This is a genomic window from Kordiimonas sp., assembly GCF_965216265.1.
In the GTDB taxonomy this organism is placed as follows: Bacteria; Pseudomonadota; Alphaproteobacteria; order Sphingomonadales; family Kordiimonadaceae; genus Kordiimonas.
Genome location: NZ_OZ244153.1, coordinates 1,281,227 through 1,303,751, shown reverse-complemented (window position 1 = coordinate 1,303,751; position 22,525 = coordinate 1,281,227). Strand labels below are relative to the sequence as shown.

At 54.9% G+C, this 22,525-nt stretch carries 20 protein-coding genes and 1 riboswitch; of the genes, 11 read left to right on the top strand and 9 right to left on the bottom strand.

The genetic code is table 11. From position 1 onward, the window contains the following. Positions 1-95 precede the first annotated feature (95 nt). From ACOOGA_RS06035 to ACOOGA_RS06025, 3 genes are all read left to right on the top strand, one after another. Entirely contained in the window at positions 96-722 is a 627-nt protein-coding gene (locus ACOOGA_RS06035; RefSeq protein WP_420429955.1) for a glutathione S-transferase family protein, read from the top strand. Between the two features lie 97 nt (positions 723-819). After that, a complete protein-coding gene (locus ACOOGA_RS06030; protein WP_420429954.1) occupies positions 820-1,191 on the top strand; it encodes a hypothetical protein in 372 nt (123 codons plus the stop codon). A 107-nt stretch (positions 1,192-1,298) separates the two neighbouring features. Next, on the top strand, positions 1,299-2,045 hold the full coding sequence (locus tag ACOOGA_RS06025; protein WP_420429953.1) for a substrate-binding periplasmic protein: 747 nt from the start codon (positions 1,299-1,301) through the stop codon (positions 2,043-2,045). A gap of 10 nt (positions 2,046-2,055) precedes the next feature. On the opposite strand, the gene ribB is transcribed toward ACOOGA_RS06025, so the two are convergent. After that, positions 2,056-2,724 carry a 3,4-dihydroxy-2-butanone-4-phosphate synthase gene (ribB, locus tag ACOOGA_RS06020; RefSeq protein ID WP_420429952.1) on the bottom strand — a complete coding sequence of 223 codons (669 nt, stop codon included), beginning with the start codon at positions 2,722-2,724 and terminating at the stop codon, positions 2,056-2,058. A gap of 121 nt (positions 2,725-2,845) precedes the next feature. After that, a riboswitch (FMN riboswitch) is annotated at positions 2,846-3,000 on the bottom strand. Positions 3,001-3,196: 196 nt separating this feature from the next. On the opposite strand from ribB, the gene ACOOGA_RS06015 reads away from it, so the two are divergent. Next, entirely contained in the window at positions 3,197-3,976 is a 780-nt protein-coding gene (locus ACOOGA_RS06015) for a substrate-binding periplasmic protein (RefSeq protein ID WP_420429951.1), read from the top strand. On the opposite strand, the gene ACOOGA_RS06010 is transcribed toward ACOOGA_RS06015, so the two are convergent. Next, positions 3,973-4,902 (bottom strand): bifunctional helix-turn-helix transcriptional regulator/GNAT family N-acetyltransferase, encoded by a 930-nt coding sequence (locus ACOOGA_RS06010; protein WP_417462481.1) that lies wholly within the window; start codon positions 4,900-4,902, stop codon positions 3,973-3,975. The genes ACOOGA_RS06015 and ACOOGA_RS06010 overlap by 4 nt on opposite strands. Positions 4,903-5,027: 125 nt before the next feature. Here ACOOGA_RS06010 and ACOOGA_RS06005 point away from each other — a divergent pair, with 125 nt between their 5' ends. After that, on the top strand, positions 5,028-5,399 hold the full coding sequence (locus tag ACOOGA_RS06005; RefSeq protein WP_420429950.1) for a hypothetical protein: 372 nt from the start codon (positions 5,028-5,030) through the stop codon (positions 5,397-5,399). A gap of 3 nt (positions 5,400-5,402) precedes the next feature. Here the strand turns inward: ACOOGA_RS06005 and rimO are convergent, their stop codons facing one another. After that, positions 5,403-6,758, bottom strand: a complete 1,356-nt coding sequence (gene rimO / locus ACOOGA_RS06000) for a 30S ribosomal protein S12 methylthiotransferase RimO (protein ID WP_420429949.1) — start codon at positions 6,756-6,758, stop codon at positions 5,403-5,405. Between the two features lie 136 nt (positions 6,759-6,894). Then, the gene (locus tag ACOOGA_RS05995) at positions 6,895-7,977 is read right to left on the bottom strand and encodes a DUF6607 family protein (protein ID WP_420429948.1); all 1,083 of its coding nucleotides are present in this window, start codon (positions 7,975-7,977) and stop codon (positions 6,895-6,897) included. Between the two features lie 158 nt (positions 7,978-8,135). Here ACOOGA_RS05995 and ACOOGA_RS05990 point away from each other — a divergent pair, with 158 nt between their 5' ends. From ACOOGA_RS05990 to creD, 3 genes are all read left to right on the top strand, one after another. After that, complete coding sequence (locus tag ACOOGA_RS05990; protein WP_420429947.1) at positions 8,136-10,214, top strand: TonB-dependent hemoglobin/transferrin/lactoferrin family receptor; 2,079 nt, start codon at positions 8,136-8,138, stop codon at positions 10,212-10,214. A 28-nt stretch (positions 10,215-10,242) separates the two neighbouring features. Beyond that, a complete protein-coding gene (locus tag ACOOGA_RS05985) occupies positions 10,243-10,800 on the top strand; it encodes a cytochrome b (protein WP_420429946.1) in 558 nt (185 codons plus the stop codon). Positions 10,801-10,866: 66 nt separating this feature from the next. Next, positions 10,867-12,216: a cell envelope integrity protein CreD gene (creD, locus tag ACOOGA_RS05980; RefSeq protein ID WP_420429945.1), complete on the top strand. Its 1,350-nt coding sequence runs from the start codon at positions 10,867-10,869 to the stop codon at positions 12,214-12,216. Between the two features lie 47 nt (positions 12,217-12,263). Here the strand turns inward: creD and ACOOGA_RS05975 are convergent, their stop codons facing one another. From ACOOGA_RS05975 to dapF, 4 genes are all read right to left on the bottom strand, one after another. Further along, positions 12,264-13,625: a hypothetical protein gene (locus ACOOGA_RS05975; protein WP_420429944.1), complete on the bottom strand. Its 1,362-nt coding sequence runs from the start codon at positions 13,623-13,625 to the stop codon at positions 12,264-12,266. Between the two features lie 109 nt (positions 13,626-13,734). Next, a complete protein-coding gene (gene ftsY / locus ACOOGA_RS05970; protein WP_420429943.1) occupies positions 13,735-14,853 on the bottom strand; it encodes a signal recognition particle-docking protein FtsY in 1,119 nt (372 codons plus the stop codon). A 15-nt stretch (positions 14,854-14,868) separates the two neighbouring features. Next, the gene (mtaB, locus tag ACOOGA_RS05965) at positions 14,869-16,161 is read right to left on the bottom strand and encodes a tRNA (N(6)-L-threonylcarbamoyladenosine(37)-C(2))-methylthiotransferase MtaB (RefSeq protein WP_420429942.1); all 1,293 of its coding nucleotides are present in this window, start codon (positions 16,159-16,161) and stop codon (positions 14,869-14,871) included. Continuing rightward, positions 16,158-16,979, bottom strand: a complete 822-nt coding sequence (dapF, locus tag ACOOGA_RS05960; RefSeq protein WP_420429941.1) for a diaminopimelate epimerase — start codon at positions 16,977-16,979, stop codon at positions 16,158-16,160. Before dapF ends, mtaB begins: the two co-directional genes overlap by 4 nt. 123 nt (positions 16,980-17,102) lie before the next feature. Between dapF and ACOOGA_RS05955 the strand changes: the two genes are divergently transcribed. Together ACOOGA_RS05955 and ACOOGA_RS05950 are read left to right on the top strand one after the other, a co-directional pair. Further along, positions 17,103-18,071: a hypothetical protein gene (locus ACOOGA_RS05955; RefSeq protein WP_420429940.1), complete on the top strand. Its 969-nt coding sequence runs from the start codon at positions 17,103-17,105 to the stop codon at positions 18,069-18,071. Further along, positions 18,068-18,988: a hypothetical protein gene (locus tag ACOOGA_RS05950; RefSeq protein WP_420429939.1), complete on the top strand. Its 921-nt coding sequence runs from the start codon at positions 18,068-18,070 to the stop codon at positions 18,986-18,988. Before ACOOGA_RS05955 ends, ACOOGA_RS05950 begins: the two co-directional genes overlap by 4 nt. On the opposite strand, the gene ACOOGA_RS05945 is transcribed toward ACOOGA_RS05950, so the two are convergent. Then, the gene (locus ACOOGA_RS05945) at positions 18,971-20,452 is read right to left on the bottom strand and encodes an SLC13 family permease (RefSeq protein ID WP_417462495.1); all 1,482 of its coding nucleotides are present in this window, start codon (positions 20,450-20,452) and stop codon (positions 18,971-18,973) included. The genes ACOOGA_RS05950 and ACOOGA_RS05945 overlap by 18 nt on opposite strands. A gap of 219 nt (positions 20,453-20,671) precedes the next feature. Between ACOOGA_RS05945 and ACOOGA_RS05940 the strand changes: the two genes are divergently transcribed. Further along, entirely contained in the window at positions 20,672-22,483 is a 1,812-nt protein-coding gene (locus tag ACOOGA_RS05940) for a DUF885 domain-containing protein (protein WP_420429938.1), read from the top strand. Positions 22,484-22,525: the final 42 nt, after the last annotated feature.

Genomic DNA, 22,525 nt, shown 5'->3' with positions numbered 1-22,525 from the left:
CAAAGAGGGCCCCGGTTGTCAATTGACAGACCGCCCTATTTAACTGGGTAAGCCGCCGTTATTCGGCGTCGTAACTGCAACAGAGGACCCCGCTCATGATCAAAGTTCATCATCTTAACAACTCTCGCTCTCAACGGATTCTCTGGCTTCTGGAAGAGCTGGCTTTGGATTATGAGATCATATTTTATGAGCGTGACAAGGAAACGAGGTTAGCACCAGAAAGCCTCAAAAAAGTGCACCCTCTTGGCAAGTCGCCGGTTCTTGAAGATGGCGACGTGAAGATCGCGGAGTCAGGCGCAATCGTCGAATATGTGGTCCGTACCTACGGGGATGGCAAGCTTGCGCCTTCCTCGGAGACACCGCTCTACAACACCTATGTTGAACTGCTGCATTATGCGGAAGGCTCTGCCATGTTGCCGCTGATGCTTGGTCTCTATGTTGGGCGTTTGGGGGAAGCGGGCGCACCGCTTGGGCCGCGCATAAAAAGCGAGACGGTGAACCACCTCGGGTATCTCGCGCAAGTGCTGGGCGAAAATGAATTTTTTGTGGGGGACACATTCACTGGTGCGGACGTTCAACTTTCCTTTGTGTTTGAGGCGGCGGCCGCAGGTGGCGCACTCGCGTATTTCCCGAACCTGCAGGCATACCTGGATAGGATGCAGGCACGCCCCGCTTATAAAAAGGCGATTGAGCGCGGCGGTGAGTATCGGCTGGGTGCATAGTAGTTTCTGCTAAGGTGGGCCTGCGGCACTGCGCCTCATGGCGGGGCAGGAATAGGTTCGCTACCGTCAAGGCATCAAATGATGCGAAGGAACGGCAATGAACACCTTTTTCATGACAGCAGGAATCACCACCTTTGTGATCTGTGGCATCCACTGCTGGTTTGGTGGGCGCCATATCGCAGCACCGTTATTGAAGGCGCGGGATATTCATCAGGTGCCCAAATTCACCAACTATTATTGCTGGCATCTCGTCACTCTGGCATTGATCGCGATGGCAAGCGCTTTTGTGTGGGCTGCAATCTCGCCTGAGGCAATTGAATTGGCGGTATTTTCTGCTGCTCTTTCGGTGTCATTTTGCTTGTGGAATCTGGCACTCATCATATGGAAGAAACAGAGCTTTCGTGAACTACCGCAATGGTCCCTTTTTCTGGTAAGCTCACTTATCGGGTGCCTTGGTTTCGCAGCATAAGGCGGAAGCCCTTTGTTCCGGGTAGGGGTTATACGACACTATCGCGGAAACCCGCGGGCTGTGCTAGGCTCAGTAAGGATTGAGTTCACCAGTCTGGGGAGAAGGGTTTGCGGGGGCTACACCAACTTCTGGTCATGCTGACGTATGTGTGTTTTGCGTTTGGCGCAAAAGGGGCAGCGGCTGACGCTGTCGTCTATACGGAGGAATTTCCGCCCTATAATTTTACCGGCCCTAATGGCACTGTCGATGGTGTTGCAACAGCGAACGTGCGGCAGGTGTTGGCGGCAAGCGGGATCAACTATTCGATCAAGGCCGTGCCCTGGCCCCGTGCGATGGCGCGGGCACTACTGGAAGAAAACAGCTTCATTTATACCATTGCGCGTACGCCGGAGCGGGAAGACCTGTTTGACTGGCTAGTACCGATCGGGCGGTCAGAATTTCATCTATACGTTCGTGCGGACGATAGTCGGCCAGTTACGCCAGAAACCTTGGCAGCGGGTGAATTTATCGGTGTTTGCCTCACGAATAGCCTGTCGTGCGAATATTTAAGGCGGGCCGGAATTCCGAAAGAGAAAACAATCGTGGTACCCAATCATGGGTATCCTTTGCCGCATATGGTGGTGGGTGGGCGTGCGGATGTCTATATCAACGACAAATTCTTCAATGCCGCTCACCTCAAAAATGCAGGGCTGGAGCCCGATGTGGTTCGCTCGGCCATGACCATAGAGAGCCGGGGCGGGTTTTATCTTGCCGCTGGCACACAGGTGCCAGAAGACTTGCGTGACAAGGTTCGCAAGGCATACGCCCGACTCGTGAAAGCCGGACGCTACCAGATGGTAAGGCTGGAGGACTAAGTCCTCGTTTTCAGGCTACGCGTGCCTGAGTATTGGCCATATAGCTTTTCAAGTCGTCAATCGTTACGACTGGCATGCCGTGGACTTCTGCAAAGGTGACAATTTCGGGCAGTCTCGCCATTGTGCCGTCAGGATTGGTCAATTCGCACAGGACGGCCGCAGGTGGGTGACCCGCCCGCTCAACAAGGTCGATTGACGCCTCAGTATGCCCCGCGCGCGCCGTGATACCACCGGGGTGTGCCCGAAGCGGGAACACATGACCGGGGCGGGCCAGGTCATGGGGTTTGGTGTCCGGTGCAATCGCAGCTCGGATGGTGGTCACGCGGTCGGCCGCGGATACGCCGGTGGTTACACCTTCTTTGGCCTCGATTGAAACGGTGAAGGCTGTACCCATGCCGGACGTGTTGTTTTGGACCATTTGTGGCAACTCCAGTGTCTGCAGGTGTGCATCCGGCATGGCGAGGCACACAATGCCTGTGCCTTCCCGAATGAGGAGGGCCATCTGTGCTTCGGTGATGGTGCTGGCCGGGAAGATGATGTCGCCTTCGTTTTCGCGGGTTTCATCATCCATCACAAGGACGCCGCCACCAGCACGTAGATGGTTGACGGCACGCTCAACCCGCTCAGTGGGTGTGCCAAACGAGCCTAGGTTGGTTGTGTTTTTGGAAGTCTGATTCACTGTGTGTCTCCATTTTTGAAACAGCAGGAATCAGGGCGTTGATAGAGAACCATGGCGGGCCAACTAATTGCACCACCACAGACATGAGCAAGCCACCTCATGACTTTGAGGCGGGTTTGCTGCTTCCACTCTCTCATCCGGACTGTACCGTCGGCTCCGGTTTCTCACCGGATCTGCTGTCCCTATCCTGGCTTTCAGGATAGGCGCTCGCGGGCTGTTTCCAAAACTCTGGAAAATACCGCCGGTCGGGAATTTCACCCTGCCCTGAGTACAAGCTTAAATAGGCTTCATCTCGCAGAAGCCATCTTCTGAATATAGCTTGCTTATTGTGTTTTCAAGAGCGATTGCCGACAACGGCATATAAGCCAAATACATTAACTTTTTTGATTTGCGTGATATCTGAGCTACCATCAAGCGGGGCAGATGTTGGATAAGCTCGCGCGTGCGCGGGTTTGAGTAGCAGGGGTACAGCGTGAAGAAAAAGTCACGACCTGGCATGGTTGTTTGGTTGGTGGGGCTTGTTTTGTGGTTTGGTGTGACACCAGCCTCTGCAGACGATGTGGTTGTCTACACAGAGAACTATCCACCCTATAATTACTTGGGAAATGACGGGGTTGTGGAAGGGCTTGCAACCGAGAAGGTGCATCAGGTCCTTGAGGCTGCCGGGCTGTCCTATACCATAAAGCTCGTGCCTTGGGCGCGGGCGATGTTCTACGCGACAACCAAAAAAAACACTCTTATCTACACAATTACCCGCACGCCTGACCGTGAGGAAGAATTTGACTGGCTTGTGCCGCTTGCACCGTCCAGCTTCTATCTGTTTGTGCGGGCGGACGACCCCAGAAGTGTGTCGCCAGAGACGCTTCTTTCCGGCCAGTTTCAGGCAGCATGTGTGACGGGGGACCTCACCTGTGATCTGCTGGGTTGGACCGGCATCCCTAAAGAAAATATCGTGGTGGTGGCTAATAGCCGCACGGAAGATTTCCGTATGGTGGTTGCGAACCGGGCCGATATCTATGTCAGTGACCTAGCTGTGAACGCACGGTTGCGCCGCAAAGAGGGTTTTGACCCGGCCATTACCCGCCCCGCCATGCGCATAGAGGGTAAAGCCGGGTTTTATCTTGCCAGCGGTTTGGGGACGGATGTGACGCTGAGAGACAAGGTTCGCAATACTTTCCTCGCGCTTGAGAAAACCGGGCGGTACCAATTGGTGGACACTACCGCTATACAGCGCACCCAAGATAACAACTAGAAATCAAGTCGCCAATACTGGCCAGTTTGCGGTGGCCCGAAATGTTCATGCACATCTTCTGATACAAGCTTGAAGCCGGCCTTTTCATAGATATGCCGTGCGGTGTGTAGGGCGGCATTGGTCCATAGCTCAACACGTTTGTATCCGGCCCGGCGCGCAAAGTTGAGGCACTCGTCCACCAGCTTTTTGCCAAGCCCCAAACCGCGTGCTTTTGGGGTCAATAGCAGAAGCCTGAGCTTCGCGACTTCATCCGTGTCTTTCACAAGGAAGATGCTGCCCACATTCTCCCCGTTCACTTCCGCGATCCAGCAATGTTCGACCTTGGGGTCGTAGCTGTTGATAAAATCTGCCGCGATGCGGGCGACGAGCGCTTCGAAGTTCTCGTTGAAATTAAATTCAGCGTCATAAATTTCGCCGTGCGCCTTGATGACCCAGCCGATATCGCCCGGGCGGTGAGACCGGATGACGGCGGTTTTGTTGTCCTGTTCGGTCTCCCCCAGAACACTTTCGAGCTTGCACATGGCCTGTGTGATGTCTTTGACCGTATCGGCATCAAGCGCTTCCAGCCGTGCAGCGATATCACTGTTCGCCATGTGCGCAAGGTCGTCTGCGGTTTTGGTTCCCTTGTCGGTCAGTGTCAGCATACGGCTGCGCCCATCCGCCTTGCTGCGTGCCTTGTGCAACAGGCCCTCATCTTCAAACCGCTTGATGATGCGGCTCAAATATCCGGCGTCCAGCCCAAGATAGGCGGCAATCGCCTTGGCGGTGGTGGCGCCCCGCTGTGCCAGCTCGTAAATCACCCGACATTCCACCAGCGAATAGGTGCTCTCAAGCATCCGGCGCTGCAGAAAACCAAACTGTTTGGTGTAAAAGCGATTAAACCTGCGAATGGCTAAAACCGTGTCATTGGGAACTGTGTTGTGCATCAGGCTGCTCCTTTAACTGACATAATCAAGTTAATAGTTGATTATGTCAAATATATTTCATGCGACATTATGGCGGATCGTGCCTAGGCGGGTTTGTGGCTACGGTGCTGAAAAGGAGAACACCAATGAATACATATTTTATTGTAGCCGGTAGCTTGGTGATTGGCACGGTGTTGGTGCACTGCATAAGAGGCGGGCGGCATGTCGTAGCCCCGATGCTGGCCACGACGGAGCTGAACGATACCGTCAAGACGGTTCTTTACGGGTGTTGGCATGCTTTCACACTGCTTTACTTGGCAGTTGCTGTGGGCTTTTACTGGGCAGCAGGGGATGCGAGCGCTCTTAGCCTCGCTTATCTGGGAACGGGGGCGTCAGCACTACTTGCTATCATAAGCGCAACGGTCATCATTCGCTTCAAGCAGCGGTTCCTGCGCTTGCCGCATTGGCTGATGTTTTCACTGGTGGCAGGGGCCGGGATGATGGGGCTGGCAGAATAACGACTACCAGTCCCAGCCGTCGTCTTCCGGCTCGTCAGCAACAACATGGCCGTGCAGGTCATAGTCGTCACTTTCCGTGATCAACGCCATGACCATGTCGCCTTCGCTGAGCTCGGTTGCACCTTTGAGGTGGACCTGCCCGTCAATCTCCGGTGCGTCAGCATAGGTACGGCCGATGGCACCGTCTTCGGTGACCTCATCAATCAGCACAGCCATTTCAAGGTCAACACGGTCCTTAAGCTTTTCTGCCGAAATTGCCTGCTGCACTTCCATGAAGCGCTCCCAGCGTTCCTGCTTCAATTCTTCCGGCACAGGATTTTCAAGCGCGTTGGCGGCGGCACCTTCAACGGGCTCATATTTGAAACACCCAACACGGTCGAGCTTGGCTTCGCGCATCCAGTCCAGCAGATAGTCAAAGTCAGCGTCCGTTTCACCAGGGAAACCTACAATGAAGGTGGAGCGCAGCACGATCTCAGGCACAATGGAGCGCCATTTCTCAATACGCTCAAGCACCTTGGCTTCATTGGCTGGGCGGCGCATGGCGCGCAGCACACTTGGGCTGGCATGCTGGAACGGGATATCGAGATACTGCAGAATCTTGCCTTCCGCCATCAGCGGGATCACGTCATCAACGTGCGGGTAGGGGTACACATAATGCAGCCGCACCCAGGCATCCAGATTGCCAAGCTCGCGCGCGAGGTCGGTCATATGGGCGCGCACTTCGCGGTCCTTCCACATTTCCGTCTGGTGCTTGAGGTCAAGGCCGTAGGCCGATGTGTCCTGGCTGATGACCAGAAGTTCCTGCGTGCCTGCTTCCACAAGCTTCTCAGCCTCGCGCAAAACGGCGCGGATTGGGCGGCTCACAAGGTCGCCTCGAAGGCTTGGGATAATGCAGAATTTACAGCGGTGGTTACAGCCCTCTGAAATCTTGAGGTAGCTATAGTGGCGCGGTGTGAGGCGGAGACCCGCTTCAGGCACCAGATGCACATAGGGGTCATGGGGCTGGGGCGCGGCTTTGTGCACTTCACCCACAACCTGCTCATACTGGTGCGGGCCGGTTACGGCCAAAACGCCGGGCACCACCTCGCGCACGGCCCCTTCATCAACACCCAAACAGCCGGTTACAATCACCTTGCCGTTCTCGTTCATGGCTTCCTTGATGGCGTTGAAGCTTTCTTCCTTCGCGCTATCGATAAAGCCGCAGGTATTGACGACCACAACATCCGCGCCGTGATACTCGGGCGAGATTTCATAGCCCTCAGACCGCAATTTGGTGAGGATGCGTTCGCTGTCCACCAGCGCCTTTGGGCAGCCGAGCGAGACAAAACCGACTTTGGATGTGTGTGTGCTTGTGCTCATGGGCGCGGCTTATACAGCCGATTTCGCCAAATTACCAGCGAAACAGCGTGCCGCGAGCAGGTGCTTTTATCCGCACCAATGCGCGAAGGGGCGTAAAAGCACCGGGGAGGGGGTAACTCCCCGGTACATCAGTATATTAGCGGCTGCTGTAGGCTTCGCCACCTTCAACCGTTTCGCCTTTCAGGCGGTCGGCAACAGCGCCCGGCTGGGTGGTGATATATTCTGTCAGCACCTTGAGCGCTTCCTTCGACGCGGCTTCGGTGGTGGATTTTCCTGTTTCCACGTCTGTCGCGATACCAAGGATCTGCATGTACATTTCCGCCGGTTCGCCTTGAATTGTGAGGCCGACACGGTCGTTATTCGCGAACAGGGATGTCCATTCGTCACGAATAGCTTGCCAGAATCCTTGGGTTTTTTCCCAATATTCGGTACCGAGCTTGGTTTCAAAGTCATCAAAGTGCGTATAGCTGTTCACGCCAATTTCATGCACCAGCACCTGCGGCGCATCGCCCGTGAGGATCAGCTTGGCGTTATCCTGCTCATGCACCCAGCCGTTTGGTGTAATGGCGTGCCGATTGCTGGCGATAATTGCGTGATAGTCGTCGCGCTTGGTGGCGTCACGGCGGGGCAGCGGGCGCCAGCTTGGCGGTGATGTCCAGGATGCAATACCGTTGGTATGGTCCCACGCGGCAACCGCGGCATAGCGTGGTGCATCATCAACCTGATATACCACCTGTGCCCATTTGCCCGCGCGCTCCGCTGCGCTTACTTCCCGTTTTTGCCACGTGTTGGCGCCAATGAAATCTATGATCTCGGTTGGCTCAAACTGCCAGTCCTGCCGCCAGTGTTTGATGGGCATGAAGGGCATTTCCTTGCCGTCACCCACCACAAGAATGTGCTGCAGGCTGATGAAACTGCCTGTGTCCTCAATCACCCGCACCATCTCGTGCGCGCCGGTAACGTATCGGTCTTTCGGGGAATAGCCTGCAACGAAGGGCACGGTCTCCTGAAAGTCGAATGTCACTTTATAGTCGCCCACCATGGCGAGGATAGCCCTGCGGTCAGCTTCAAATTTTTCCGCTGAGATCGTTGGTGCCGCCGCCATCGGTGCAACAGATTGCCCACCGCCCTGGCCAGTGGTGTTACATGCCGCGAGCAGAAGGCCAGCCGCAAGTGCCACTGCTGCCTTAAGGGGCCTTAGATAAGATACAGATGTCATGTTTGGTTCCCGCCAATGTGTTTCAATTATAATAATGATTCTTACTTGCATTAGCAAACTGAATCGCATAAAGACGCTGATAATAAAAATGAGAATCAATTGCAACAACTATCGATGCATTGAGCCTCAAACCCAAACAAACTCAGGATCAGGAACCCATGATGATGACCCGCGCACAAAAAAATGCCCTCTTGCTGGCTGGCCTCTCTGTCTTTGCAACCCATCAGGCAGCGGCGGAAATGGCTGCTGATATTACCGAAGTAACGGTCAGCGCTACCAAAAACCCTGTTGAGGCTTTTTCAGTGCCGTCATCGGTGAGTGTTGTCTCGCGGGATGAGATTGACGATCTTGTAGCTTCCAGCATCTCGGACATCTTTGCTTCCGTGCCGGGCCTTGTGTTTGATGGTGGTCCGCGCCGCAACGGGCAAACACCAGCCATTCGCGGTATGGCGGGCGAAGGTGTTGTGGTGCTGTTTGACGGTGTGCGCCAAAGTTTCCTCTCCGGCCATGACGGGCGTTTCTTCATCGAGCCTGATCTGTTGAAGTCAGCCGAGGTTGTACGGGGCGGTGGTTCGTCGCTTTATGGTTCGGGTGCCATCGGCGGTGTGATCACGCTCAACACCGTTGATGCGGCAGACCTGCTGCCTGAGGACGCTGACGCCGGGTACCGCCTCAGCGCAGGCTATCAGGGCATGAACGATGAGTGGCTGCGCGGTGCCACGCTTTTTGGCCGCAGCAGTGACGGCAAGATTGATGCGGTTGCAAGCCTTAGCCTGCGCGATTCGGGTGATATATCCCTTGGCAACAGCACAAACCTGCAAGCGGATGACAGCATCGCCTCTGGCATCGCGAAGGTGAGCTATCAGGCGTCCGACGCGCTGAAGCTTTCCGGCAGCTGGCTTGGCTATCGCAACGATGCGGTTGAGCCGAACAACGGCCTTGGCAACAATACGGGCGACCTGATGGCGAAAGATATCAAGAGCGATACCTTCCGCGCCGGGCTAGACTTCAACCCGGAAAGCACCCTCGTTAATTTTGCGCTCATCGGTTATGTGAACAAAGCCAACGTGAAAGAAAGTGACCTTGATACGGACCGGGTGATCAACCGTGATGTGGAGACGGTGGGCATCAGTTTCGATAACCGCAGCCGTTTTGACTTCGGCACCGACACCAGTTTCACGCTCACGTATGGCGGCGAATATTACCGCGATGAGCAGGTTGGCGCCGATAACGCGACCACAGACGGTAGCCGCGGCGGTGTGCCGGACGCCACAGCCAAAACCCTTGGTCTTTTTGTGCAGGGGGAACTGGTGGCAGACACCGGTATCGGTGAATTTATTCTGGTTCCCGGCTTCCGGTATGACAATTTCAAGAACACCGCTGTGGGCGAGAATGTTGAAACGTCTGAAGGCAAAACATCGCCAAAGGTTGCGGCCACATGGCGGCCGATTGACGAGTTCATGGTATTCGGCAGCTATAATGAAGCTTTCCGCGCGCCCTCATATAACGAGATATTTGCAGACGACCTGCACTTCACCATCCCACTTGGGCCAGGGCTTGAAGCGCCCAACTTCTTTATCCCCAACGCCGACCTGGCGCCTGAGCGTTCCAAAACATGGGAGTTTGGTGCGGGCGTGGACTTTGCCGGGGTTTTTGCAGGCGATGACCGTTTCACGCTCAAGGGCGCCTACTTCAAGTCTGACGTGACAGACCTCATCGACCTTGAAGTGAATTTTGAGTTTTCACTGCCGTGTTTCGTGCCCGGCATGCCCGGTACTTGTAACGCAGGCACCAGCCGCAACATCAACACAGGCCGCGCAGAGCTTGAGGGTTTTGAGCTTGAGGGCATCTACAACAGCGAGCGGATACGCCTGATCGCATCCTACAGCACGGTAGACGGCAAGGATAAAGACACTGGCGATTATGTTGGTGTGCTGGCGCCCAGCAGGCTTTATCTCTCTGGTGAAGTGAAAGTGCCGGAAATTGACGCCCGTTTCGGTGCGCGTGCCAATGTCGCTGCCAGGTTTGACAAGGTCAACGACGCGGCGGACGAGCGCCCGGGTTACGAGACGGTCGACCTGTTCCTTGTCTGGCAGCCGAAGGAAACGCTTAAGGGTTTACGTATTGATCTAGGGGTCGACAACCTGTTTGATACTGAAGTGCAAACCGTGTTTGCCGGTGTGGTTGACCCGGGCCGCAACATGAAAGCACGCATCAGTTGGACGGGAAGCTTCTAACCCGCTGGCAAATAAAGGGAGAGCACCGATGAAAAACACCAAACATGCTTATGGCTGGCCTGCAAAAACCTTGCACTGGGTTCTGGCTATCGCGCTTATTGGGCAATCGGTGCTCGGCCTTGTGTTCGCAGATATGCCGCGCGGGGACGATAAAAACGAGCTTATCCGCTTGCATATGTCATTTGGCACGCTGATCTTTGCCTTCATGCTGCTGCGCCTTGGTGTTCGCCTCTCAGGCGATACGCCAAAGCCGGAGGAAGGCACGCCCGCGTATATTGCAAAAATAGCACAAGTGGCACACGGGCTTATATATGCGCTTATTTTTCTGGTGGTGCTGGCGGGCATGTTCACGCTTTTAACCGTTGGGTGGGACATCACCGTGTTTGGCGCAACCGTGATCCCGACACCGTTCGCGCGCGATATGGACCTTCACCACCTGTTTGAGGAAATCCATGTTTATGGTTGGTATGTGTTGAGTGCGCTCGTGGGCTTGCATTTGGTGGGGGTGCTCTATCACACGCTTATCCTCAAAGACGGCACTCTTGCCCGTATGGGCCCAGCATTGCCGGAGACGCCTGAAGCTTAGCCAAAGTCTTGAAAACGCCATGATTTATCTGTCAAACTTGAGGGAGTTTGGCGGGAGACTAAGATCATGAGCGATAACCGGGATAGCCACAGTAACGACACAAGTGGCCGTTTTATGCAGTTCCTTAACGGCTATGGCGTGAAGTCGGTTCTTATCGGTTTCATGCTGTTGATCATGCTTATCCCGCTTTCGATGATTGGTAGCCTGGTGAATGAACGCGCCGGACGAGCCCTTGAAGCCCAGATAAAAATTGGTGAAATCTGGGGACATGAACAAACCGTTGGTGGCCCTGTCCTTATTGTGCCCTATGAGGCAATTGAGAAAATTCGCAATACCGGCGAGCTTGTAACGCTGAAGCGGCAACTGGTTCTATTACCAGAGAAGTTGACCACCAAAGGCGCGGTAGACGTGGAAAGCCGTAGCCTCGGGCTTTATAGCAGCAATGTTTATACGGCGAACCTCACCATGGTCGCTGATTTCGTTGTTCCTGAAAATTTTCAGGGCGTTGAAAAATCAGCGCTCGATTGGAGCGGGGCAACCGTTGGCCTTTACCTCAGTGACCTGCAGGGCTTGCAGGGCGACATTGTGATGACGGTGAATGGTAGGGCAGTACCTATTGAGCCCGCGACTGGGCTTGAGCACAACCAAAGCGGGGTGCATGCCTCGGCTGCAGGCATGGGCGCAGGCGCAACCTTCGCTGTGGAAGCCAGTTTCTCCCTTCGCGGCATGGAAGCGCTCAATATCTGGCCCTCCGGCACCACAAGCGATATCGAGCTTTCTTCACCTTGGCCGTCACCGGGTTTTCATGGTCGTTTTTCACCAATTAACCGCACCGTAACAGCGGAAGGGTTTGAGGCAAGGTGGCAAACGCTGCGCCTCGCGCAAGGCATCGGGCCGATACTCGCGGGCAGTATGCCGCTTCCAGTCTCAAATACTGTGTCGGTCAATTTTATTGACCCCGTCAACACCTACAGCCTCACAGACCGCAGCGTAAAATACGGTTCGCTTTTTGTGCTGCTGACCTTTGCGGTGATCTACCTGTTTGAGGTTGTTTCGGGCCGCAAGGTGCACCCTGTGCAATATATTCTGATCGGCCTTGCCCTTAGCCTGTTTTTTATGGGCCTCTTGTCGCTGGCGGAGCATATGGCCTTCACGGCGGCTTATGTCGTCTCGTCGCTGCTTATTGTGGGGCTCGTGACCATCTATGCCTATTCGGTCACCAAATCAGGTGGTTGGACGGTTGGCATTTGCCTTACCCAAACTGCGCTTCTTGGCTTCCTGTATGGTGTGCTGAATATGGAAGATTTCGCGCTTCTTGCAGGTACTACGCTGATGTTCGTGGCGCTTGCTGCCTCGATGTATCTCACTCGTAATGTAGACTGGTATAAAAACAGCACGCCGGAGGATAAGGCCTAATCCTTAATTCTCACAAACCTGCAGCTACAAAGATGAGCATTTTAGGTTCAGGTGTTATCGGATTGTGTAGAATTTATCCGTTCTCTCTTTTCAATTGCGGACTTGATGGTTTTGGCGGTTTTATTGTGCGCGTCTTGAGAAAGTAGCTGTGATGCCAACGCTTTTGCCTGTTCGGTATTTCCGATGCGAAAATAGGATGCGCAGGCAATTTCTATAAACCTTATATCACCAGGGTTCTGGTGAACGAATTTTTCACAAAGTGCTGTAAGGTTGAAATTAACTTCAGGGTGTTTGAGGATAAGGTTGTAGATTTTTGCTAACACTGATGCCTCTGTGGGCGATCGCTCCAGGGCGTTGACGTAGAATTTAACAGCTTCAAGGTTTTCTCCTTGCATTGCTGCGATATCACCGTGTTTCACCAAGAGCGCTACGGACAGCTTTTCTACGGTTATTTGAAGCTCGTTGAGCCTTAGGGCAATGCTATTAATAGTTGGCTGTGCCCAAGGTGAACTGGCATCTGATGTAAAATCAGGCTGGGGAAGAGAAAGGGAAAATTCTCTCTCTAGATAGCCTAAGTCGGCTCGGCTGGCTTCAAAAATTTCTTCTCTAACCGCCAATGGCAGCTCAAACTTTCTCCCCGCGATATTATGAAACTCGTTACGTTTTGCGACTTCACGGTTCCAACCACCATCTGATGTGGTTAAGGGGAACTGGCGGTACAGAGCTTCCGCTATTGCCAAGCCCTCAAACGACACCGCCTCATTGGTTTCTATACGTTTGCTGGGAGGAGTAATGTTGCTGTCTAGCCCTACGAGAGAACAGTAATCGTCCCAGATATCGCCGTTTGAAAGCTGTTGCCGTTCAAACGGACGCACGATCATGTTTTCTTTTCCGAAGACCTGAGTATACGCCCGTGCGGTTTGAGCCCCAAGGAAGGTGTAGTCATAATTTTGAAAAGTACTTAGGCCGGATTTAATGGCTTGCTGAAGTGACGATGTCGCATGTGAGACAGGTTCACGGATATAGAGAATGATATGTATGTTCCGGGCAAACCGGCTCAGGTAATCGCGAAGGCCTTGGATATCCAAATTTTCGACAAAGCTTAATTGCTCACTGGAAATCAAGAGAGTATGGGCGGAGCTTTCACTCACCTCGTTTTCAAATCTGGTTAGTTCGTTTGTGAGATAGTTGGCAATAGCGGCCGGATCCGTTCTGCCACCTGATATATGATGGTGAAGCTTGTGCGCGTCGCTGAGGAACGCGGTTGCCAGAAAAATATGATTTTCAAGGTTTTTGGGATAAAGAAAACCGTTCTCGTGTAACTCGTCCCGAGACCTGTACAGGTTTACCTGCAGGCTTGAACTGCCTGTTTTATCGGCTCCGATATGAAGGTAACAATTTTCAAACATCAATAAAAGTTCCAGCAGATATAGTGCGTTCGCCGAAGCCTAAAAGAATGGCGTTTTTGTTGTTTTCTCCACAATAGGAAGAAGAGGGGCCAGAATAGTTATAAGGCTCTCAATCCTCAATCCCAACCAGCGCGCGGGCGAATTCGCGTGCATCAAAAGGCTGCAGGTCTTCAATCGCTTCACCAACACCGATGGCATGCACGGGCAGGCCGAACTTCTCGGCACACGCCACCAGCACACCGCCGCGGGCGGAGCCGTCCAGCTTTGTCATCACAATGCCGGAAATATTGGCAAGCTTCTGGAAGACTTCCACCTGATGCACCGCGTTTTGGCCCGTGGTGGCATCCAGCACGATCACCGTATCATGCGGCGCGCCGTCAACTTTTTTGCCGATTACACGCACAACTTTGGCAAGCTCGGCCATCAACTCGTCCCGGTTTTGCAGGCGACCAGCGGTGTCGATGAGTAGCACGTCCGTACCCTCACGCGTCGCGCGTTCAACGGCCTCAAACGCAAGGGCAGCGGCATCCGCGCCGATCTCTTTGGTAACCACCGGCACGCCGTTCCTATCACCCCACACCTGAAGCTGTTCAACGGCTGCCGCGCGGAATGTATCACCCGCCGCGAGCATGACGGATTTGCCGTCTTCCGTGAATTTTTTGGCAAGCTTGCCGATGGTGGTTGTTTTACCCGCGCCGTTCACACCCGCCATCAGGATGATGTGCGGTTTGTTGGCGCTGTTGATCACCAGTGGTTTGGCAACCGGCTTGAGGATTTTCTCTACCTCATCCGCCAGAACCTGCTTCACTTCCTCGCCGGAGATTTCCTTATCATAGCGGCCTTTGGCCAGCGCCTGCGTGAGCTTGGAAGCGACAGAAACACCGAGGTCTGAAGTGATCAGAAGGTCTTCAAGTTCCTCAAGCGTATCGTCATCCAGCTTGGCTTTGGTGAAGATATCGCCAATGCCGCCGGAGATCGCGCTGGTGGATTTCCTCAGGCCTGCCTTGAGGCGCTGGAACCAGCTTTTCTTTTCCTGAGGCGCAGGTATAGGCTCAGATGCTGGTTCGGACGCTGGCTCAGGCGGGCCCGCCACCTCCGGTTCTGCCGGAGCAGGCTCAGGGCTCGGCGCTTCGGTTTCTTCAGCAGGCGTTTCTTCCGTCGGGGCCTCTACCGCCTCGTCTTTCTTGCCGCGAAGGCGCTGAAACCAGCCTTTTTTCTCGTCTGCCATAAAAGTCCCTGAGGTTTAATCTGGTTTGATGCCGGTCATGGCGTTTTCATCGCGTTTGGTCAAGCGCACGGGCACAATATCACCGGGCTCGGCTGCTGCATTGATCACCACGGGGATGAACTGTTCCGAGTGGCCTACGGCTTCACCGTCATGGCCGATGCGTTCCACCAGCACGTTGGCTGCGGTGCCTTCGGCGCGCTTGAACAGATCTGCAACACGCTTGTCACCGGCGGCCCGCAGGCGGGCGGCGCGTTCCTTGCGTACGGCCTTGGGTACCTTGTTGGGGATGCGCGCGGCGGGCGTGCCTTCGCGTTCCGAATAAGGGAAGATATGCAGCCATGTGAGGTCACATTCCTCGATCAGCCTCAGGCTGTTCTGGAACATCTCTTCGGTTTCTGTCGGGAAACCCGCGATGATATCTGCACCAAACACCATATCCGGGCGCTCAGTGCGCACGCGGTTGGTGAACTCGATCGCGTCACCGCGCAAATGCCTGCGTTTCATGCGTTTGAGGATCATGTCATCACCCGCCTGAAGGCTCAGGTGCAGGTGTGGCATCACGCGCGGTTCATGGATGATGGCATCGTATAGGGGCTCGTCCACCTCAATACTATCGATCGAAGAGATACGCAGGCGCGGCAGGTCAGGCACCAGCTTAACGATCTTTTGCACAAGCTGACCAAGGGTTGGCGTGCCCGGCAGGTCTTCACCAAAGCTGGTGATATCCACTCCTGTGAGCACGACTTCCTTGAAACCCTTATCCACCAGCCGTTTGATCTGGTCCACCACTTCACCCATGGCGACAGAGCGGCTGTTACCGCGGCCATAGGGGATAATGCAGAAGGTACAGCGGTGGTTGCAGCCGTTCTGGATTTGCACAAATGCGCGCGCGCGTTCGCCAAAACCGTCGATCAGGTGGCCAGCGGTTTCCTTGACAGAAAAAATATCGTTGACCTGCACGCGCGGCGCGTTTGAGAGGTCAAACCCCGCGCGGTTTAGGCCAACAAAACTTTTGGCTTCCAGCTTTTCCTGGTTCCCGATCACGGTCGCGACCTCAGGCATTTTCGAGAACTGCGTTGGGTCGATCTGCGCGGCGCAGCCGGTCACGATAATTGGCGTATCCGGGCGCTCCCGCTTCATTTTGCGAATAGATTGGCGCGCCTGCCGGGTGGCTTCAGCCGTTACGGCGCAGGTGTTGACGATGATGACATCATCAAGGCCTGCGTCTTCCGCATGGCGGCGCATCACCTCGCTTTCATAAGCGTTGAGGCGGCAACCAAAGGTGACGATATCTGGCTTGGTGCTCACAGGGAAAGTTCCCCTTCAAAAGCGAGGGTGGCGCTGCCGGTCATCTGTACCGTGCCGTCCTCAAGCCATTCGATCTCAAGCGGCCCGCCGTCAAGCTGTACGGTTGATTTGCGCCCCGCGAGCCCCAGCCGGGCGGCAGCAACAGCGCCCGCACAGGCGCCTGAGCCGCACGCTTCGGTGATGCCCGCACCGCGTTCCCACACCCGCTGGCGGATGATACCGTCCCGGATGTGAGCGATGGAAACATTCACGCGCTCAGGGAACAGCGGGTCTGTCTCGATCTGTGGGCCATAGGTTTCGAGGTCCACAGCGTCTACATCAGGCACAAAAAACACCGCATGCGGGTTGCCCATGTTCACACAAACAGGGTTTGAGAGCGGGCCAAGCGTGAAGTCGGCCTTCACTGTATCCATCTGGCGGGCAAGGGGAATTTCGCTCCACTCAAGTCGTGCCGGGCCCATGTTTACGCTAATGCCACTGCCTGCGCGTTTGGCGCTCAATAGCCCGGCATCAGTGCGGATAGAGACCGAGCTTTTGCCTGTTTCATCCAGCATCAGGCGGCCAACACAGCGGGTTGCGTTACCGCAGGCGCCAACACGGCTGCCGTCAGCATTTCTGATTTCCATAAAGATATCAGCGTCTTCCGCCGCGCGCATGATGATAAGCTGGTCACATCCGACACCGCGCCGCCTGCTTGCGATATGGCGCACAGCGTCGTCTGACAAGGAAAGCTCACGCTCCCTCGCGTCAAAAATGACAAAGTCATTGCCGAGGCCCTGCATCTTCAGGAAACGGCGTGTATGCAAATTGCAGCTCATGGCGCTGCTTATATGGTGCCTGAGGGGTGAGAGTCTATGATTTAGTGGCTGTTTTCAGCGCTTCCTCAGACAAGATTTTTTGTGCGATGGACAAATGCGCATCAGGGTGACAAGAAAAGGGCCATGAAAAAGCTGATTGTTCATATGGGCGCGCACCGTTGTGCATCGTCTGCGACCCAAGCTTTGCTGCGGCGAAACCGGGGCGAGATTGAGGCGCAAAATGTGGCATTATATTTACGCGAAGATTTGGCCTCTGAGGCTCAAAAAATGCCGGTAAACCGCCTTTATGAGTATCGGTTTTGGAAACCAAGCAGCCAAATGGCTGTGGCGCGAATTTCCGCCACACTTGCCACACTTCCGGCCGACACTATCCTGATCAGCGAAGAGAACCTGATGGGCATCATGCCCGGCCATTTGGGTCACGGGTTTTACGAAAAGTTCGATCAGTTTTGCCGGGCACTGTCGCGGCTGAAAAAAGCCGCTGAAGTGCATCCAAGATTGATTGTGCGCCGGCAGGATAATTTCATCGAATCCGCTTACGGTTTTCGGGTGGCGTTTGGGCTCAGGGAAGACTTTAAGGATTTTGCCGCGCGGTTCAAACCGGGCGAGATGTCATGGCACCGCATGGCGACAGCGTTTGAGCGCCATGGCATAGACGAACATGCCAAGATCGACGTGCTGGAAGCTTGGCCGCAAGACGGTAAAACCGACCATTTGCTGCGCTTCCTCGAGCTTGAGGGTTTGACCCTTGAAGGCGGGGGCCTGCGTTCAGGCAACAGCCGCTTTGGCGAAGACGGGCTGTCGCTTCTGCTGGCCATGAACCGTACAGGCATGGGGCTTGATATCGCATGGCGACGGGACGTTCTGTTCCCGGCGCTGAGGAAAGCAGATAAGCCGACCCCTGAATTGGTGCAAGACCTGCTCGGCGCGGGGGATTACGAGATCGCGGTGCTTAAGGCAGCGCTTGCCATGCCTATGCGGTTCACCTTCACAGGCGATGAGCGGCAGGCGCTTGTGAGTGACCTCAAGGCGGAGAACGCGCGTTTCCTCAACCACCCACTTGTCGGACTGAGCCGGGAGGTCTGGGCGTGACAACCACGCCGGGAGACAGGCGCCGTATTATCCTGCACTTGGGGGCGCCCAAAACCGGCTCCACCAGCCTGCAATATTATCTCGCAGAGAACACGGGCGCACTAGAACGTGCGGGCATTGTCTATCCTGAGCGCATGATCCAGCACGGCAAGGTAGACATGCTGCACACCCATCTGGTGCAGATGCGAACACGATCGAAGCCCGAGGCGGCGTTTGCGGCAGCAAGGGCCAGGTTGAACACCCTCTTTGAAAAAAGTGGTGCGCACAGCCTGCTGCTGTCGAACGAGTCGTTACTTGGGGAGCCCTATCATGCCGACAAGGCCGGATTTTTCCCACATCATGCAAAATGGGTGGCTGAATTGAAGCGCTTGTTTGAGGACTATGACGTTGACGTCATCTATTTCACCCGCAGCTTTGAGAGCTTCCTGCCATCCTACTATGTGCAATATGTGCGCAAAGGCGGGGCGCTGACCCTTAAGGATTTTTGCGCGCATGTCAGGCATGGCGATATCAGTTGGTGCCCTTTGGTGGCGAGCCTGAAGGTGGCTTTTGGTGATGAGAATGTGCGCATTTTTGATCACGCGGCGCTCAAGGATAAACCTGCGGATACGATACGCGCCACCTTTGGGCGGTATGCACCAGCACTGCCGGATTTCAATGCCACTGAATATAACCAGAACCCTTCAGTGGGCGGTGGTGTGTTGGCGGCTTACCGCCTGCTCAACCGTTTGTTCAGTAGCATTGCCCCGCATGCACGGCAGCGGCACCTGCGCCCTAAAATGCGCAAATATCTATTCGCTCCGCTGGCAGGTTTTTCCAACAAACAACCACCCAAATTGCCTGCAGCAGAAGCTGCAGAACTGAGGGCGCTTTTTGAACAGGACCGCGCCGCGCTTGGCCTAGAAAATAAGCGGTAGCAAGAGGTAACACAGCGTTGCCACCACGAAGGTGCCAAGGATGTTGAGCCAAAGGCCTGCGCGCATCATATCCGGCACATGAATATGCCCGGTAGAGAACACCACTGCGTTTGGCCCGGTGGCCACCGGCAACATGAAGGCACAGCTTGCGGCCATGGCCGTGGGGGCCGCGAGCATGATGGGGTCGATATTCGCGGTAGTTGCGAGCGCCCCCAGCACGGGCACCAACGCCGCCGTAGTTGCTGTGTTGCTGGTGAGCTCTGTGAGGAAAATCACCATACCAACAATCGCGAGCATGATGAGGAAAAGGTGTGCTGTTGCCAGGCCGCTCATGGCTTCCCCGGCCCAAATGGCGAGGCCCGTGGCCTTGATGGCCGCTGCCAGGCTTAGACCACCACCAAACAGAAGGATAACCCCCCAAGGCAGGGTGACCGTACGTTCCCAATCGAGGAGCGCTTCGCCTTTTTTGTCAGAGCCCGCAGGCACCAGAAACATGGCAAGCCCGGCGGCGACAGCAATATGCATGTCAGACAGTTTGGCGACAAAAGGCAGCAGGTTTGTGAGCGGCTCGAAATCCACCAGAATTTGCCGGAAGCTCCACATAAACGCCATTGCGGCCATAATGATGGCAACGCGTTTTTCGGGTGTGGTGGTTTTGCCCATGGCCTCCAGCTCAGCCTGCACCACGCCGTGCCCGCCGCGTACTTCATCTACCTTGAAACGGAAGCAGATTTTGGTGAGCACAAGCCACGCCAGAGGAACCATCACCGCCACGATCGGGATGGCAAAGGCCATCCACTCAAGAAAGAGAATCTCACGCCCGGTTTGTTGTAGGATAAAACCTTTCACAAACAGGTTGGGCGGTGTGCCGATATAGGTGCCAAGCCCGCCGATGGAGGCGGCCCACGCACTACCAATAAGGAGCGCAATGGTGAAACGGTGGCCTGCCGCTTTTTCGCGCAAAATCGTGTCGGCCACCGTAATGGCAATGGGCACGATCATAAGCGTGGTTGCGGTGTTTGAAATCCACATGGAAAGAAGCGCACTTGCCGCCATAAAACCGCCGATCAGGGCGGCCGGGTGGTCCCCTACACGCGCGAGAATGTTAAGCGCGATACGGCGGTGCAGGTTCCAGCGCTGCATGCCCATGGCGGCAATAAAACCGCCGAGCAGCAGGAAGATCACAGGTTCCGCATACGGCCATGACGCTTCTTTGGATGTTGCGATGCCAAGGGTCGGCAGTAATACAAGCGGTAACAGGCTGGTTGCAGGCACAGGGATGGCTTCAGTGGCCCACCATGTTGCCATCAGGCTTGCAACCGCAACAGTACGCCACGCAATGGGGGGCAAACCTTCAGGGGCAGGCGAATAAAGGATGATGAAAAACAGGACCGGTCCCAACAGGAGGCCGATTGTCTGATACATGGCCCGGCCCGGCGCATCGCCCATGGATGCTGCGCTCATAAATCATCTCCCCCGAGATTGGTGTTGCTAGCCTGTCTTCCCCGCACTGGGTCTTCCCTGCACTGGATAGCGGACTGACGAAGACCTGTGAAGAGAAACTTGGTAGGCGCCGTCTCAACAGGTGATGCGCGATGTAGCAAACTGCTTTCAGCCGTAACATTTCCTTGTGTGTGACGCGCGCTTTTGTATGCTGCTTTTCAGACATTGAGGGAGGATATCGTGTCCATCAGAAAAATAGTGGGGCTGCTGTTTCTGGCGCTCCTGATAATCGGCGGTGTATGGCTGGCCAAGCTTGTGTGGTTCAAGCCTTTCAGCTTTGATCATTTCCAGACCCGGGTGGTGGTTGAGAGCGGGCTTGATAGTCCGCAAACCATGTCGGGTCTTCGCATGCTGGAACCATACGGCATCACCTCGCACAACGGCGAGTTGGACGATATTTCGCTCGAGCATGACGCCGAACAGATGGCGGCGGTGAAGGAAAATTTTGAAACCCTGATGTCATACAGCGATGCGAGCCTCACGCCCGCACAGCGCTTCAACAAGCGGCTTATGGCTTATGGTATGGAGCAGACCATCCGTAATGAACGGTTCGCCCATTATAACTACCCGTTGACCCAGCTTTATGGTTGGCAAAATGGCATCTCCAGCTTCATGACCGGCACCCATTCGGTGACGGATATTGAAGAAGCGGAATATTATAATGCGCGCCTTCGCAAGATACGCACCCAGTATGAACAGTTGATGGGGCAGCTCAAGAAGCGGGAAGAAATGGGCATCGTTCCGCCAAAGTTCATTCTACAGAAGGTTGAAAACCAACTGCGTCCGTTCATCACAGACAAAGCGATCGACAACGCCTTCTATAAGGCATTAAGCGCCAAGCTGAATGAGCTTGAAGATGTGTCGGATGAAGAAAAGGCTCGCGTGTTGGCTGAGACTGAAGCGGCGATTAATGAGGTGGTATTCCCTGTTTGGGCAGAGCTTCTTGATTATACGGTGCAGCTCAAGAATATCGCCACAAATGAAGCGGGCGTCTGGAAACTGCCGGACGGTGCCGCTTATTATCAGACCCAGCTTGAAGCGCATACCACCACAAAAATGACGGCGGATGAAATTCATGCGCTTGGTATTTCGGAAGTGGAACGCATCGAGGCTGAGATGCTCGCGCTTCTTGAGGAAGAAGGGTATGATACCTCATTGCCGTTTGATGAAATCCTCAACGCCTATACGGCGGAAGACCGGCACTATTACCCTGACACCGATGAAGGCCGTCAGCAGATTTTGGCAGACTATACAGCACTTATTCGCGAGATTGAGGCAGGCATTGCCGACCAGTTCAATCGCACACCAAAAGCGCCGGTTGAGGTGGTGCGGGTGCCTGTATTTATCGAGCAGGGCGCGCCGGGGGGGTACTACGATGCACCCGCGTTTGACGGCAGCCGGCCGGGCCGTTTTTACGCCAACCTCTATGACATCAAGGGCACGCCAAAATTTGGCATGCGGGCGCTGACCTACCATGAAGCGGTGCCGGGGCATCACTATCAGATCGCACTGCAGCTTGAGCAGGAAGACCTGCCCATGTTCCGCAAGTTTATGCATTACGGCGCATATACCGAAGGCTGGGCGCTTTATTCAGAGCGTGTGGCGGCTGAGATGGGTTTCCTGAAAACAAACGCCGACAAAATTGGTGCGTTGCAGTCTGAAATGTTCCGTGCTGTCCGCCTTGTGGTGGATACGGGTATCCATTCCAAACGTTGGACCCGTGAGCAGGCGATTGATTATATGATTGCCAAAACGGGCATGGGACAAACCGATGTCGTGACCGAAATTGAACGCTACATCGTGTGGCCGGGGCAGGCCTGTGGCTACAAGATCGGTCAACTGACGATCCTGCGCTTGCGGGACAAGGCGCGCGAAGCACTTGGCGACAAGTTCGATATTCGTGAGTTCCACGATATTGTGCTGATGGGAGGCTCGGTGCCGCTCACTGTACTTGAAGGACAGGTGGACGCCTATATCGCCTCTAAAGGTTGATAGGCCGAACAGAGAATTTGGAAGGGGGCCAGGGTTGGCCCC

Bases quoted from the DNA above. Each gene is read 5' to 3' on its own strand.
- ACOOGA_RS05945 (WP_417462495.1), bottom strand. From the start codon at position 20,452: ATGAGCGCAGCATCCATGGGCGATGCGCCGGGCCGGGCCATGTATCAG.
- creD (WP_420429945.1), top strand. From the start codon at position 10,867: ATGAGCGATAACCGGGATAGCCACAGTAACGACACAAGTGGCCGTTTT.
- ACOOGA_RS06030 (WP_420429954.1), top strand. From the start codon at position 820: ATGAACACCTTTTTCATGACAGCAGGAATCACCACCTTTGTGATCTGT.
- ACOOGA_RS05985 (WP_420429946.1), top strand. From the start codon at position 10,243: ATGAAAAACACCAAACATGCTTATGGCTGGCCTGCAAAAACCTTGCAC.
- ACOOGA_RS06005 (WP_420429950.1), top strand. From the start codon at position 5,028: ATGAATACATATTTTATTGTAGCCGGTAGCTTGGTGATTGGCACGGTG.
- ACOOGA_RS05955 (WP_420429940.1), top strand. From the start codon at position 17,103: ATGAAAAAGCTGATTGTTCATATGGGCGCGCACCGTTGTGCATCGTCT.
- dapF (WP_420429941.1), bottom strand. From the start codon at position 16,979: ATGAGCTGCAATTTGCATACACGCCGTTTCCTGAAGATGCAGGGCCTC.
- ACOOGA_RS05990 (WP_420429947.1), top strand. From the start codon at position 8,136: ATGATGATGACCCGCGCACAAAAAAATGCCCTCTTGCTGGCTGGCCTC.
- ACOOGA_RS05975 (WP_420429944.1), bottom strand. From the start codon at position 13,625: ATGTTTGAAAATTGTTACCTTCATATCGGAGCCGATAAAACAGGCAGT.
- ACOOGA_RS06010 (WP_417462481.1), bottom strand. From the start codon at position 4,902: ATGCACAACACAGTTCCCAATGACACGGTTTTAGCCATTCGCAGGTTT.
- rimO (WP_420429949.1), bottom strand. From the start codon at position 6,758: ATGAGCACAAGCACACACACATCCAAAGTCGGTTTTGTCTCGCTCGGC.
- ACOOGA_RS06035 (WP_420429955.1), top strand. From the start codon at position 96: ATGATCAAAGTTCATCATCTTAACAACTCTCGCTCTCAACGGATTCTC.
- ftsY (WP_420429943.1), bottom strand. From the start codon at position 14,853: ATGGCAGACGAGAAAAAAGGCTGGTTTCAGCGCCTTCGCGGCAAGAAA.
- ACOOGA_RS05995 (WP_420429948.1), bottom strand. From the start codon at position 7,977: ATGACATCTGTATCTTATCTAAGGCCCCTTAAGGCAGCAGTGGCACTT.